15 protein-coding genes and 3 pseudogenes are annotated in these 12,863 nt (G+C 67.2%); 4 read left to right on the top strand and 14 right to left on the bottom strand.

Going from position 1 to position 12,863, the window contains the following annotated elements; genetic code table 11:
• Positions 1–201: 201 nt before the first annotated feature.
• A complete protein-coding gene (locus ACFUJY_RS22915; RefSeq protein ID WP_383302542.1) occupies positions 202–573 on the bottom strand; it encodes a DUF4259 domain-containing protein in 372 nt (123 codons plus the stop codon).
• Between ACFUJY_RS22915 and ACFUJY_RS22910 the strand changes: the two genes are divergently transcribed.
• Entirely contained in the window at positions 572–1,171 is a 600-nt protein-coding gene (locus ACFUJY_RS22910; protein WP_383302539.1) for a hypothetical protein, read from the top strand. The genes ACFUJY_RS22915 and ACFUJY_RS22910 overlap by 2 nt on opposite strands.
• 76 nt (positions 1,172–1,247) lie before the next feature.
• On the opposite strand, the gene ACFUJY_RS22905 is transcribed toward ACFUJY_RS22910, so the two are convergent.
• Entirely contained in the window at positions 1,248–1,559 is a 312-nt protein-coding gene (locus tag ACFUJY_RS22905; protein ID WP_383302734.1) for a UvrD-helicase domain-containing protein, read from the bottom strand.
• A 614-nt stretch (positions 1,560–2,173) separates the two neighbouring features.
• Positions 2,174–2,734, bottom strand: a complete 561-nt coding sequence (locus ACFUJY_RS22900) for a nitroreductase family protein (protein ID WP_383302732.1) — start codon at positions 2,732–2,734, stop codon at positions 2,174–2,176.
• A gap of 634 nt (positions 2,735–3,368) precedes the next feature.
• On the opposite strand from ACFUJY_RS22900, the pseudogene ACFUJY_RS22895 reads away from it, so the two are divergent.
• Positions 3,369–4,101, top strand: a pseudogene (locus tag ACFUJY_RS22895) (transposase family protein).
• Positions 4,102–4,473: 372 nt separating this feature from the next.
• Here the strand turns inward: ACFUJY_RS22895 and ACFUJY_RS22890 are convergent.
• The 3 genes from ACFUJY_RS22890 to ACFUJY_RS22880 form a co-directional block, all read right to left on the bottom strand.
• Positions 4,474–4,602 (bottom strand): hypothetical protein, encoded by a 129-nt coding sequence (locus tag ACFUJY_RS22890; RefSeq protein ID WP_383302536.1) that lies wholly within the window; start codon positions 4,600–4,602, stop codon positions 4,474–4,476.
• A 627-nt stretch (positions 4,603–5,229) separates the two neighbouring features.
• A complete protein-coding gene (locus ACFUJY_RS22885; protein WP_383302534.1) occupies positions 5,230–5,631 on the bottom strand; it encodes a DMT family transporter in 402 nt (133 codons plus the stop codon).
• Positions 5,632–5,699: 68 nt separating this feature from the next.
• The gene (locus ACFUJY_RS22880; RefSeq protein WP_383302531.1) at positions 5,700–6,020 is read right to left on the bottom strand and encodes a DMT family transporter; all 321 of its coding nucleotides are present in this window, start codon (positions 6,018–6,020) and stop codon (positions 5,700–5,702) included.
• A 142-nt stretch (positions 6,021–6,162) separates the two neighbouring features.
• Here ACFUJY_RS22880 and ACFUJY_RS22875 point away from each other — a divergent pair, with 142 nt between their 5' ends.
• Together ACFUJY_RS22875 and ACFUJY_RS22870 are read left to right on the top strand one after the other, a co-directional pair.
• A complete protein-coding gene (locus ACFUJY_RS22875) occupies positions 6,163–6,618 on the top strand; it encodes a MarR family winged helix-turn-helix transcriptional regulator (RefSeq protein ID WP_383302528.1) in 456 nt (151 codons plus the stop codon).
• Between the two features lie 401 nt (positions 6,619–7,019).
• Complete coding sequence (locus ACFUJY_RS22870; protein ID WP_383302525.1) at positions 7,020–7,268, top strand: transposase family protein; 249 nt, start codon at positions 7,020–7,022, stop codon at positions 7,266–7,268.
• A 12-nt stretch (positions 7,269–7,280) separates the two neighbouring features.
• Here the strand turns inward: ACFUJY_RS22870 and ACFUJY_RS22865 are convergent.
• The 8 genes and pseudogenes from ACFUJY_RS22865 to ACFUJY_RS22830 form a co-directional block, all read right to left on the bottom strand.
• Positions 7,281–8,082: pseudogene (locus tag ACFUJY_RS22865) on the bottom strand (transposase); the annotation flags it as partial.
• Positions 8,083–8,125: 43 nt separating this feature from the next.
• Positions 8,126–9,019 carry an IS3 family transposase gene (locus ACFUJY_RS22860; RefSeq protein ID WP_383302522.1) on the bottom strand — a complete coding sequence of 298 codons (894 nt, stop codon included), beginning with the start codon at positions 9,017–9,019 and terminating at the stop codon, positions 8,126–8,128.
• The gene (locus tag ACFUJY_RS22855) at positions 9,019–9,294 is read right to left on the bottom strand and encodes a transposase (RefSeq protein WP_383302519.1); all 276 of its coding nucleotides are present in this window, start codon (positions 9,292–9,294) and stop codon (positions 9,019–9,021) included. The genes ACFUJY_RS22860 and ACFUJY_RS22855 overlap by 1 nt, the downstream gene beginning before the upstream one ends.
• Positions 9,295–9,296: 2 nt before the next feature.
• Positions 9,297–9,498 (bottom strand): annotated as a pseudogene (locus ACFUJY_RS22850) (transposase); the annotation flags it as partial.
• Positions 9,499–10,309: 811 nt separating this feature from the next.
• Positions 10,310–10,861, bottom strand: a complete 552-nt coding sequence (locus ACFUJY_RS22845; RefSeq protein WP_383302516.1) for a hypothetical protein — start codon at positions 10,859–10,861, stop codon at positions 10,310–10,312.
• 542 nt (positions 10,862–11,403) lie between these two features.
• Positions 11,404–11,874: a hypothetical protein gene (locus ACFUJY_RS22840; RefSeq protein ID WP_383302513.1), complete on the bottom strand. Its 471-nt coding sequence runs from the start codon at positions 11,872–11,874 to the stop codon at positions 11,404–11,406.
• A 162-nt stretch (positions 11,875–12,036) separates the two neighbouring features.
• Positions 12,037–12,258, bottom strand: coding sequence for a helix-turn-helix domain-containing protein (locus tag ACFUJY_RS22835; RefSeq protein ID WP_383302510.1), 222 nt, complete (start codon positions 12,256–12,258; stop codon positions 12,037–12,039).
• Positions 12,258–12,749, bottom strand: coding sequence for a DUF2975 domain-containing protein (locus ACFUJY_RS22830; RefSeq protein WP_383302507.1), 492 nt, complete (start codon positions 12,747–12,749; stop codon positions 12,258–12,260). The genes ACFUJY_RS22835 and ACFUJY_RS22830 overlap by 1 nt, the downstream gene beginning before the upstream one ends.
• Between the last annotated feature and the right edge of the window lie 114 nt (positions 12,750–12,863).

The raw sequence follows: 12,863 nt of genomic DNA, 5'->3' as shown, positions 1-12,863 counted from the left end.
CCAGTGCCTTGGTCCGACTACCAGCCGTGCGCAGCCCATGGCTGCGCACGATCCTCGAAAACCTCACGCAGAGCACCTCGGCTGGCCTCTTCTAGCCGTCCGGCAATCGAACAGCACCAGACTCTCGTGCCTCCCGAAGTGGTGAACATCTGCTGTCCATTCTCGGGTTCTGGCTCAGCTTCCGTGCTGAGTGACGCTCCGTTACGGCTGGACGTCGAAGAGAGCAATGGACGGGGGTGGCGGAGCAAGCACTGCGCGAAGGCGCGTCAGTATCGCTCGCCACTGCTTCCAGTCCTCCGGGTCGCCCCAGTTTGAGGCCGGCCCATCCTCGTCGTCGACGATGCGGGCGAGGGCTTCGTCGGCGAGTATCCGAAGATCGGAAGGGAACACGGGCATGGGCTTTTCCGGGCCGTAGGACATGTCGACGGGTTCGCCTCCCGGGCATTGCGCCGCGATCAAAGCGGCGGCGGCCACCGCCTCTTCCGCTTCCGTGAGATAGCCGGTTGCGTCGATCGTCCGGACGAGGACGCCTCGGATCAGGGCTTCAAGCGCCTCGGGCTCGGCCTCCGCCATGGACCTGACCGCCCGCCACCCGCGTACCGGAGAGCTGCTGTCCACCGTGAAGTTCATGGTGCAGACCCTCGCCGCCGCCGGCGAACTCCAGCGCGACCTCCAACGGGAGCTTACGTACGACGGGCTCCGGGCTGCCGAGGCGACGGGCAACAAGGGCGGCCGACGCCCCGCCGTGGCGGCCGAGAAGACCGACGCCGTGCGCACCGCGTACCTGGAGGGCCGCTCCATCGCAGCCCTTGCACGCGGCCACGGCGTCAGCCGCGGCGCGATCCGCACGGCCGTCGCCGACCTTATGCCCGACCACACCGCCATCGAGGAGGACATCCCCGCTCCCGAGCTGCTGGTCACTCTCGACATGCCGGGCAAGGTCGCCGACTTCCTCCGGGCGGCCGACCTGGAACCTGCCGAACGGGCCGCGCTCGGCCAAGGGATGATCGTACGACGCGGCCAGGGCTACACCCTGCGCGTCAGCGCCATCCCGGCGGTACACCGCCAGCTCCTTGACCGCTGCCAGCCGCTCGACAACGCCGCGGCGATCCCGGCACAGTGCAAGGCCCGCCGCGAGTACGCGAACCGCGTCAGCAACCTCGACCAGTAAACAGCGATCCCCCGGCACACTTTGCACCGTGGGTCAAAGATAGGACACCAGGGCCGACCAGCCGCCTACCTCAAGATCATCTCGTGACGGCATTTGGGCTCACCTTGGCTGGACCCCGGATGGGGGCGCCGATCTGAGTCAGCCGCAGGTTCTCGTGGTCTGCGATGGCGGGCCCGAATCCCCAGGACTGCTGAAGGTAGAGGCGCAGTTGTGCCGGCCATGTGGCGAGCGCGTCGACGGCGCCGCGCCAGCCGTAGATGGCCTGGGCCGAGTCGCCGACTGCGATCCGCTGGGCGTCCTGGTTCTGGACAAGGTCGGCAATGACGGGGTTGGCGTCCTGGGCTTCGTCCAGGAGCAGGAAGTCCGCCCGCAGGCGTGGGCGGGACAGGGCCCACGCCTTGAGGTAATAGTCGTGGGTGTAGTGGTGCTGGCTGGTCAGCTCCTGGGTTTCCTTCCAGAGCTGGCGGGCGTACGGCAGTATCTCGCCGCGCCGAACTCCACGAAGCCTTCGTCTCCCTCCCCTGCAACCTCATCTGCGGGCGGCGCCTCAAGAAGACAAGTGAGTGATCACGACCACGGGAGGCGTCGGAAAAGGGCTTGGGCCAGGTCGTCGGCGGCTGTGTTGCTGTGAGTAGGAACAGTGAGGGGACAATCACTTCGCACTCCAGGCACGAGATCGATCCGTGCGTACAGCGGGCTGCCGTGCCGACTGTTCACGGCCTTGACGGCTGCGTCGGCGCAGTTGAGTTGTTGGGTGCTCGGCACCCAGGGCGTACCATGGCGGTGACGAACAGCCCGCCCTGAGCCTCGGCACCGGGCTTGAGCAAGGCACTGCGGCGTACGGCGTGGCTGTATTTTCCGTCCAGGTAGATGAGCGACAGTTCCCCGTCGGCGTCATACGGCGTCGCCCGGGCACAGACGGCCAATCCCGGCCCGATCCGAAGACGACATCCGCAGCAGCCACCACGGGTGATGCCGGGCACCGCCGGTCCGACGCGCCGCCTACTCCGCTGGCGACCAGGGGGCAGAGCGCAGATGTGCGACGCTACGCCGGTCACGCAGTCCTGAGGGCCCGTCAGTCGCCCTTCCCACCGCGACCATGGAGACGATCACCCAGCCCGGGTTCGGGTCAAGCTCCTTGGTGAGCCCTTCCAGGTCGAAGGCCCGGAATTGGTGCACGGCGAGTCCCAGGGCCTGGGCCTGGACAGTCATGTGGGCGACGGCCTGGCCGAGGTCGTAGTCCGCGAACTCGGAGTAAGGCAGTTGAGTGTCATCGACATGACGGCGCGTCAGTGTCACGACTAGCAGGCTCGCATCCGTCGCCCAGCGGGCCGAACTCGGTGCAAGGTGAGGGAGCACCCGATCATATTCCAGCTCACCGGGCCTGCCTACGAAGAAGCCCCACGGCTGGCAGTTCCCTGCCGAGGGCGCCCACCGCGCCGCTTCCAGCAGCAGCCCGAGGGCGTAGTCGTCAATCACCGCTGACGGATCGAACCGGTTAGGGCTGTAGCGCCCTGCAAGTAGAGGGTGTATGCCGCTGGGCGGCTCCTGAGGATAGTGCACATTTCGTTGCAACCAGCGACCGTGAGCGCCTATTCCGGCCGGTGCAAGCACAGACTCCGGCCACACCAGACGGTCTACCAGAACGAAGATCAACAGGGGCTGTGCCCCCGCATTGACCGCGACCCGATACGGGCCTTACGGGTGGCCGAGACCCCGTACGTCCCCGATGCAGGGTATGCCGGTCAGTGAGCACGGGCCGCGGCAGGCTGTCCCTGCGGACCTGGTGGCGTCGAAGCCTGTGTCCTACGTAACCACGGCAGCCCGTGCGACCGGGGGAGTGATGACCAGGTCGCCTGCTTGGGGCAGGTGTGGGTGGCGTAGCCCGCGCTGGGCTGTCAGTCGAGCTGAGTGGGGGTGCTTGTCGTCGGTGGCGCACAGCAGTCGCGTCGGAGGCGTCGTCGAAGAAGGCCTCCGAGCACTGTTCGAGGGTGTCGCGCACCCGGGAGCGCACGGCGCGGCCGGGTCCGCGAGCAGCCGTTCGGTGAAGGCGTCCTGTAGCGGACCACGGGCTGGCTATGAGCGGTCGAAGTTCAAGCATGGGGTGGATGCGGACATACGCTGTGCGGGTCCTCTCGGCCGCCGCCGGCTTGGACGCCCAATTGATGGGGCCGGCGCGTCACGTGAACGGCACCGCCTGATATCGCTCACGGGCCGCGGAGCGCTCAGTGCACGTCGAACTCGTAGCCGTGCTGGATGTCGGCGGGGCTCGCGGTGGCACCGTTCCACCTGCGGCCGACAGGCCCTGCGCGTGCTCGCACACCTGCGCTGCGGTGACACCTATGTCCGCCTGGCGGGGTTTCCGCATCGGAGTCGCGACGGCCTACCGCTACATCCGCGAGGCCGTCGACCTCCTGGCCGCGCTGGCCCCGACGCTGGAGCAGGCCATGGACACGGCTCGCCGGAAAGCTTACGTGCCCTCCGACGGCACGCACATGCCCATCGACCGCATCGCCGCCGACCGCCCCGTACTACTCAGGCGGGAAGAAGCATCACGGCATGAACGTGCAGTTTCTCGCCGACCAGGCCGGACGTCTGATCTGGGCCTCGGACGCACTGCCGGGAGCCACTCACGACCTGACTGCGGCCCGGACCCACGACATTCCGGCCGCTCTGATCGCCAGTAACATCAAGTACTGGGCCGACAAGGCATCCAGAGTTCAGGCGCCGCCATCCGCGTCCCGCTCCGCGGCAGGAGCCTGCGCGGCCGGCGCCGGCGTCACGACCGGGACCATGCCAAGAGCCGCAGTCTCGGCGAACCCGCCATGGCCACCCTCAATAGCTGGCGGCTCCTGCGCGAACTCCGCTGCAGCACCATCCGGATCACCGCCATCGTCCGAGCCCTCGTCGCCCTCGAACTCGCCAACTGACCAAGATCGGCACGGCTCACTGCCCTATCCGGACGGCCGGCTTCGCGTCGGCCACCTGCCGGGCAGCCCGGTCCGCAGCCGTCCGGCGCCAGTAGTGCCTCGCCCCTGCGCCAGGCGTAGGAGGAGGAGCGGGTCACGTGCAGCAACCGGTACAACAGCACGATCGGGTAGTTCGCCTGCTCCGCGTGGGTCAACCGGAACAACGTGGTCATCGGTCGCTCTCCTTGGCGACGAAGGCCGACGCCTACTCGTCAGGATCTCGATGCTCTGCGGCTGTTCGCGATTCTGTCTACGGAACCGGCATAGTTCCTCACGCTCCGCGCTGGTCAGCTCACCCGGGGCGCCCTCCCCCTGGACGGCCTTGGCCTGGCGCTACCAGCCGCGCAGGGACTCGGAGCCGGTGCCGCGTTTTCGGGCGAGGGCGGTGACCGTCTTTACCAGGGAGTCGACGAGCGCGATCGCGTCCCGCTTGAACTCCTCGGTGTCCCGCTTCGTGTACATGCTGCCCACCTGGTGCTACTTGCTCTGGAACCTCTGGACCCGGTCTCCAGGTCTCCACATTGAGGGGGAAGCTTCACTGTCCGTTGCCCACCCAGACCCTGCACAGGCCCGTCAGCCGATCAGTGGTCACACCGAATCGCTCGCTGATCGAGCTACGTCTGGAAAGGGCCGACCTGTCCGATGGGACGGAGGGTGTCCGACGTCTGAAGCAGCTCGCTCCTCGAGGGCTCGCTTCAAAGGCCGATGCGCTGTTTTCGCTCCCTGCAGAGCTCGTGGGCATCTCCGCTTCGAGCGGATGAGAAGTCGGTCTGGCCGCGCTGATGGCAGATCTTGAGGGCCTTCCTTTTTCGTCCCCTCCGGCCGTCCCTGTCATCACCTCAGGGGCCAGGTTTACGTCCGATGTGCGGGTTCGCCCAGCTGCGGGGTCCCGGGCGAGACGTGTGGCGAGCAGCCTACGGTGATGCCACCGGGGCTGGCCGCCATGGGCGAAGCCCATGCCGGGCACTACGACGGCGCGTCGAGCCTGGTGCGCCGGCCCGCCTGGTTCCCTCCCAGCGCCCCGCCCGTTGTCCTGGTGGATTGCCAGGCCGGGAGGGGCGAGGCCGGGCGTCGATGGTGCCGGGGGCGTCAGGTCCTCGTGGACTGATGCTGCTGGGGCTGCTCTGTGGTGGCCTTGGAGGTGGAAGGCCTGTCGGCGAGCTTGAGGGCGATGACACCGGCGATGATCAGGCCGAGCCACAGGTACTGCACGCTGGTGAGGGTCTCGTCGAAGAACACCGGGCCGAGCACGGCCGCGCCGACCGCTCCTATGCCGGCCCATACGGCGTATCCGATGCCGACGTCGATGGTGCGCAGCGCCTGGCTCAGCGCCCATAGGGTCAGCAGGAAGAAGACGATGCCGATCAGGGACCAGGCCAGCACAGAGAAGCCCTCGCTGCCACCGACGGCGAGCGCGTAGACGACTTCGAACCCTCCGGCCAGCAGAAGCATGGTCCAGGAACGGGAGGCGGGCGGGGTGGAGGAAGACATGGGGATCGAGGTCCTTTCGGGAGAATGGTGAGAGCAGGTCGGGGAACGGACGGCCGGACAGCTGAGGGTCAGGCGCCGCCGCTGAGCTGCAGACCTACGACCCCGCCGATCACCGCGAGGATGCCCAGCGCCTTCCCCCAGTTCAGCCGCTGGCCGAAAAGCAGGGCTCCCAGCAGACTGATGCCGACACCGGCCACCGAGGTCCACAGCGCGTACCCCACGCCGACGTTGAAGGTCAGCAGTGCCTTGCTCAGCGCGAACGTCGCCAGCGCACCGCTGATCAGCGTTGCCGCCGTCCACTTCCGGTCGGTGAATCCGTTGGCCTTGCCCGCCGACAGGGCCACCGTGATCTCAAACACGACAGCGATGCCCAGATAGAGCCAGTGCATGACAGAACCCTTCCACTCAAACTATTTGCTTGTACGTGCAACTTCTATGACGCTGCGCGGCGCCCCGGGATAATGCGGCGGGGCATGGAAGAGCTTGCATGTGCATGTACTCTTCTGTCAACCACATCTTGAGGAGGCACCCATGAAGACGTCACAGCCCGCACCCGCCCACGCCTCCGACCAAGCGCTCTGGAGCCGCACCCTCGTGCTCTTCACACGCGTGGAGCGCGAGCTGTCCCAGGCGCTCCAGCGCCGCCACGGCATCAGCCTGTCCGAGTTCCGCTCCCTGGAGAACCTCCACCGCGCCGACAACGGCGAACTGCGCATGCAGGATCTCGCCGAGCGTGTAGGCCTCGGGCAGTCCTCGGTAACCCGGCTGGTGGGAAGGTTGGAGAAAACCGGGTACGCCCACAAGGACCTGTGCCCGTCGGATAAGCGCGGCGTCTACGCGGTCATCACCGAGGACGGCCGGCGGCGCTACCAGGACGCCTGCGTGACCTACGTGGAAGTGCTCTCCTCAGTACTCAATACCTTCGCCGCCGACCCCGAGCTCGGCCCCACCGTCCAAGCCCTGCGCGGCGCGCACGGCCTTCGGTAGTCCGTGTTCGTGCACAGCGCCTCGGACTGTCCCGGGGCGCCGACTCCCTTGTACGGGCGTATATAACGCGCTGTGAGGTCCGTCGTTCTGTACTTGACTGCACATGCTCCTGAGGAACGCCGTCTCGGACGGTGGCATGGTGTGCGTCAGGGTCCCGTGGTGCCTGCGGGAGAGAGCCGGATGAACTGTCCGTTGGCCAGCTCCGCCCTCAAAAAGCGGCGGCGCTTCAATCTCGCGTCTCCAACCTGGAGAACGCGCACTGACGGCGTGGTGTTGAGGCCACCGGCACCCACCACCGGTGTCGGCTACGGACTTTCCTGGCTTTGGCAAGATTTTCGTGAAGCGAGGGTGTGCCTCCGTGCGCCGGTTACGCCCCCGTCACGGGTAGCGGGACCTTCTGCATGTGTGTGATGACCTTGTACGGATCATCTCCGCACCTGGACGGGGTGCGGGCGGAGCGAGTGTGGTCGATGGGCGGCGGGGTCCGTATCGCTGTCCGGACACGAGAGTCGAGGGTGGCTTGTCCGGACTGCGGTCGCGAGTTCGCTCGGGTGCACAGCCGGTATCTCCGCACGCTGTCAGACGTCGCTGTCGGCGGGCGCTCGGCGCTGATCACCCTGGAGGTGCGACGGTTGTTCAGTGGGTGGTGACGGAGAGTACTGCTATCCGAGGAGGATGCGGTGGCGAAGCAGGGTGAAGCCTGCCCGTCCGTGCATCTGGCGCGCGATCCGCTTGGCCTTGGTGTTGACACCCTCGGTGGGGCCGTTGCTGTACGAAAGCGTGAGGGCGGAGTTCACGGCGTCGCGGTCCCGTTCCAGACCTCGGGCAAAGGCATGCAGGTGAGGCAGGTCGGCGCCGCGGACCTGGGCGATCCAGCGCGAGAGTGCGTCGGCATTGTGGGGCGTGAGGCGCAAGGAGCGAAGCGAAGTCGCCGATGCCTGCGGTCAGTTGGGTCATCTCGGGGCATGCGGCGGTGAGCTTGGACAGGAGCTCGTGTTGCTCGGCCTTGAGGTTGTCGGGCCTGGTCAGCAGCATCCGGGCGAGCCGCCTCAGGGAGACATGGCTGCGGTCGGCGTCCGCACGGCCTTGATTGATGCACTTGTGCAGGAGGTTCAGGCAGCCCGTGAAGCCCAGGGCTTTGATCTCTTCGAAGAGGTGCTTGACGGGGACGCCAGGGTTCTCGGCCCGGCGTTTGCGCAGGTGCTCGCGGTAGGGGTCGACGAGGCCGGCGCGGTACTTGGGGACACGGAGCATGCGCTCGGGCCGGTCGGCGCGGGCATAGCGTTTGACGGTGTTCGGGGCCAGTTCAAGGCGGCGGGCGCATTCGAGCAGGCCCACGCCCTGGTCGAGTAGACCGTGGACCTGGTGCCGGCGTTCCAGCGTGGTCTGGGCGCGGGGGCCGTAGTAGATGGGCGCGTCCAGTACGGTGGCCCAGCAGGTGCTGTGTGCCTTGACCTCGTTCAAGACGGCGGGCCTTCCCCCATGGCGGTGGACACACGGTCATTGATCACGCGGCGAGCGTGCGCTTAGCGGCGTGGTGTCGTCGTTCGTATTCGTTGGGGCTGAGGTGGCCGTTGGCGGAGTGCCGGCGGCGGGTGTTGTAGCGGGACAGCCAGGCGAAGACCGTCCTTCTGCAGGTGCCGGCGTCGCCGTAGTCGCGGGCGCCCTGGAGTGTCTCCCGTTTCAGGGAGGCGTGGAAGCTTTTGCAGGCTGCGTTGTCCGCACTCGTGCCGATCGCGCCCATGGACCGGGTGACCTCCAACTGTTCGCAGAGGCTGGCGAAGGCCCTGGACCCGTATTGCGCTCCGTGGTCGGAATGGAAGACCGCCCCCTTCAGGCCGCTGCGGGTGCGGGCCGCCATCGTCAGGGCTTCGGCGACCAGGTCGGTGCGCATGTGGTCGGCGATGGACCAGCCGACGACCCTGCGGCTGAAGCAGTCCAGAACGGTCGCGAGATAGAAAAACTCCCCGTTCTCCAGAGGCAGGTAGGTGATGTCGCCCATGTATTTGTCGCCGGGCTCATGGGCGGTGAAGTCCCGCCGGAACAGGTCCGGAACCCGTGCGGCGGCAGGGTCGGGGACGGTGGTGCGGATGCGTCTGCGCAGGCGGGCGCCGGTGATGGAGAAGGTCCGCATCACCCGTGCGACGCGCTTTTCGTTGACCGGCAGGCCCTTCTCGCGGAGCTCGGCGGTCACCCGGGGTGAGCCGTAGGCACCGCCGGACTCCGCGTGGACCAGGCGTATCCTTGCCGCCAGGCGCTGATCGGCCCGCTGCCGGGCATCTCTGGCCTCCCGGCCGGCCCGCCACTTGTAGTAGCTGGACCTGTTCAGGCCCAGGAGCTCACAGAGCCGCTTCACCTCCAAGGCGTCCCGGTGGTCGTCGACGAACTGGAAGCGGCTCATCACCAGTTCGTCTCTCCGGCGAAATACTTGGCCGCCTTGCGGATTATGTCCCGCTCGGACGCCAGCTTGCGTTCACTGGCCTCCAGCTCGGCCACCCTGGCCTCGGGCTGCCGGATCCGCTCGTCCGCATCCGCGGCCGGCGTCGCCTGCGCTGCCCGGGCCACTGTCCCGGTGTCCCGGGCAGCGTCCGGGCCGACGCCCTGGGCTTCCCGGGCCCGCAGCACCCAGTTCCGCAGGGTGTTCCTGTTGATGCCCAGGTCGGCGGCGATGCTCACGGCGCACGGCGCTCGTAGACGGTCTTCCACGGCCCATAGCGTTCAGGCAGGTCACGCCACTGCACCCCGGGTTCGCACCCGGTGCAGGATGCCCTTGACCACCTGGCGGTGATCGCGCCAGCGCCCGCAGCGGTTGTTGCCCGTGGGTAGGAGCGGCTCCAGGCGCCGCCACTCCGCCTCTGCCAGATCCCCCCGACCAGTCACGCAAGAGCCAACGAACCAGTGGGGGACATGGGTACGGTCAGCATCTGCGATGCCACCACGCCAGCCCCGGGTCTTCCGTCGGCTCGTGATGCGTTCGCCCGAGGAGCACGGCGTCCAGGCGCTCGACCTGCACCCGGAGTTCGCCGGCGGCCCGTGGCGGAAGCATGCACAGAGCGTCTTGCAGTTTGTCCCGGGCCCAACCCTCACCGCAGCAGGGGCAGGTGAACTCGGCCTCCCATTGCTTCCACCGGCGCCTCGTGCCGTGGACACGCACGGACCATACGCTCAGCGCCACCGCCACGATGCCCGGAGACAATCGCTCCCGTTCGAGCACGCGGACGGCGGCATTCGCCGCTCCCGACAGACCTGGGACATCGCGATACCGCACCCACGGTCTACCCCAGCCGTGTTCCCGCGGCCGAATCGAAGCTGGTGTTCTACGAGGCACGGACGACATCCTCCCACTGCCCAAGAGCGACCGGACAGAACCTAGCTTGACTCTGTCGAGAATATTGGTGGTCTACTCAGTCTCGGGCAGACCGCCAAGATCTCGGCCGGGGGATCCCGCGCTGGTCAACGAAGTTCTGGAAGGTGGTCGGCGGCCGAAACGGGGGTGCTTCTCCGGTCGGCGACCGCCGGCTGAGGCTCGCTGTTTGTGGCGATGGCGGTGAACACGTGCTGTAGGTGGGCTTTCCGTTGTCCCCGGTAGCGGGCGCGCCGAAAAATCCGCCAGGACACATCGAGTCTCCACGGCACCTGAACGTACGTTGGGGTGCACCCCGTTTCGTGGAGTCCCTGATGTGCCGTTGTGCTACACCGCCGTCGGCGGCCCGGCCTCATCGGGACCAACGCTGAGAGACCAGGTGCCGTCGCACTGCACAGCCAGCCACGGCTGCTTCGGCGGCAGAGACAGAAGAGCACCGCCGAGGACTGGTCGATGAGCGATGTACAGTTTCTGCTTCGGGTGGAACTGGCGGTCCAGTCGAGCCACGACGATTCCTCCATTTCGTCCGCTATGAGTGATGCGGGCGGTGGCCCTGCCGCCGGTGTAGCGGATGACGTCCCAGCCGTCACCGGTGATCGAGGTACTGAATTCCCGGCAGACGCTGATGGGTTCCAGCCAAGTCTCCCAGTACGGGATGCGGTCCACATCGAAGTCGGCGGTGTCGTAAGGCGCCTGGGAGCGCATTCCTCCGTAGGCAGATTTGCCGCCTGAAACCCGGTACGCCGCATCTCCGTCGGACCCGCCTCTTGACGGGAACGGCAGTCGTGCAGAGAATTCACCGCGCGCTTTGAGTACCAGGCCGCGAGGTTCGAGAAAGCCGGTACTCCCTCGGCGCATCTCCCGGAGAGTGGTCGACATGGGCTTCCCATAGGAAACGGAGCGCAGAACGAGCACAGCGGGAGACCCGGAGGTCCAGTGATGCCTGAACTCTTGGGGGCCTGGACTGTCGAGGCGTACGGCACGGCGCCGCGGACGCCGCTCAGCACGCTCGCTCCGCTTCCGGCCCTGATTCTGCGGGGGCCTATGGACCCCCCGCGTTGGCTGACTCTCCTGGAGCCGGACAGCGTCGGCCGCGCACACGGGCACCAGCCGCGAAGCACCTTCGGCCGGTGCCCAAGGGACTCTGGCTGTGGAGCGGCCGTGCTTCGGATTGAAAAAGCAGAGCGGGGAGTGCGGTGCCTCGAGGACTCCGAAGCTGTCGACCCGCCTGAGGGCGTCCCGCCCCGTGTCCAGTGCTCGCCTTACGGACGAACATGCCTCCGTGTCTGTCAGCGCAGCACCGAGGGCATGTTTCGCCTCTTCGTACGCGTCGAGCGCCACGGTGTAATCGTTCAGCAGAGACTCATCATGCGTTGGACCCGGTAGATGAGATTGCCCGGCCAGCTCCTCTCCGAAGTCGGTTATTTCGGCGTCCAGCTCGGCTCTCGTGGCCGACGATATGCGAGACCGTGGCATAGCCGAAGGATACGTCGGCAGAGGCCGGGCGCAGGTGATCTCGTTGGTCTCTCGCCAACATCGAGTTGGGTCAGGACCAGGCCGGAGAGGTGGCCGCAGGCGGCGAGCAGATGAATCTTGCGGCCCGTGGCCCTGGCCGCTCCGCGCAGGGTCTTGCCGTTGACCGTCACTGCCTGCAGCTGGCCGTCGGCCCCAGACCGCCGGTCGGCCAGTCGGCGGCACACCGCGTCCCCGTCGATCCGGCCCAGCAGCCGACGCGCCGTCGCCTCCGCCGGCAGGCACCGCTTTGGGAACAACGGATCGGGCCGTACGCCGAGACACTCCAGGACGGACGGCGGGGCGTCGGTGATCCACTCACCCACCGCCATCAGTGAGGTCGCTCCGGCCAGAACCGTGCACGCGGTCAGCGCATGCATGACGACCAAAGGGCGCCGTAGGCCACGCGGATCGCGAGGGCCGGGCACCTCGGCCAGCCAGACGCTCCAGCAGGCATGGGATCTCCCCGCTGCGGCCCGGGGACGCTCGCGAGGCTGAGCAAAGGCAAGCGGGATCGGCGATGACGCGTCGGCAGGCACGGTTCATTCCCTCGCCGTGTCCTCGCTCTCCCAGCGAAGGAGGTCGCCTGGTTGGCACTCGAGCACCTCGCAGAGCACGGCGAGCGTCGCGAATCGCACCGCCTTGGCGCGGCCGTTCTTGAGTACCGCCAGGTTGGCGGGCGTGATCCTCACGCGGTCTGCGAGTTCGCCCACGGACATCTTCCGCCTGGCCAGCATCACGTCGATATCGACGGCGATCGGCATCAGATCACCTCGTCCAAATCGGCCTGCATCTGCGCCGCTTCGACGTCGCGGGCGACGGCCTGAGCGAGCAGCATCCGCAGCACGAGCACGATGAGCGCGACTCCCAGAATGGCCACGCCGATCCCGCTCATAATGAGGGTGACGCCGGGATCGTCCCGCTGGCCGGGCGCGTTGATGGCCGTGACCGCAAACCACACGAGAGCAGCCACAACGATCGCGCCGATGATGACGTCCACGTACCGGAAGGCGGCGTGGGAGAACACGGTTCCGCGTCGCGCCATCGTGACCAGTCGCCATACACAGACCAGGGCGACCTGGGCCGTCCCGATGCCCAGGATCGTGATCACGCGCAGGGGAGTCAGCGGGAGCGACCCGTCCTCCGGGTCACTCTCGCTGACCAACGCCCACACCATCAATGCCTGTACGAACACGGTGCCGGTGAGCACCACCACGAGCACGGCACGCAGTGCGCGCACTGTCAGCTTTCCCATGACGCACCCTTCCATCGAACTACGATGGAAATCTATCGATTCTCGATAGGTAGAGCAAGGGTTGAGTCGGAGGGCGGGTGACGGTTGCGCACCATCACGGGATGCCGCCGCCTC

Origin of the sequence: Streptomyces sp. NPDC057249 (genome assembly GCF_042669245.1) — a bacterium.
Lineage (GTDB): Bacteria > Actinomycetota > Actinomycetes > Streptomycetales > Streptomycetaceae > Streptomyces.
This window is presented reverse-complemented; position numbering and strand designations above follow the sequence as displayed.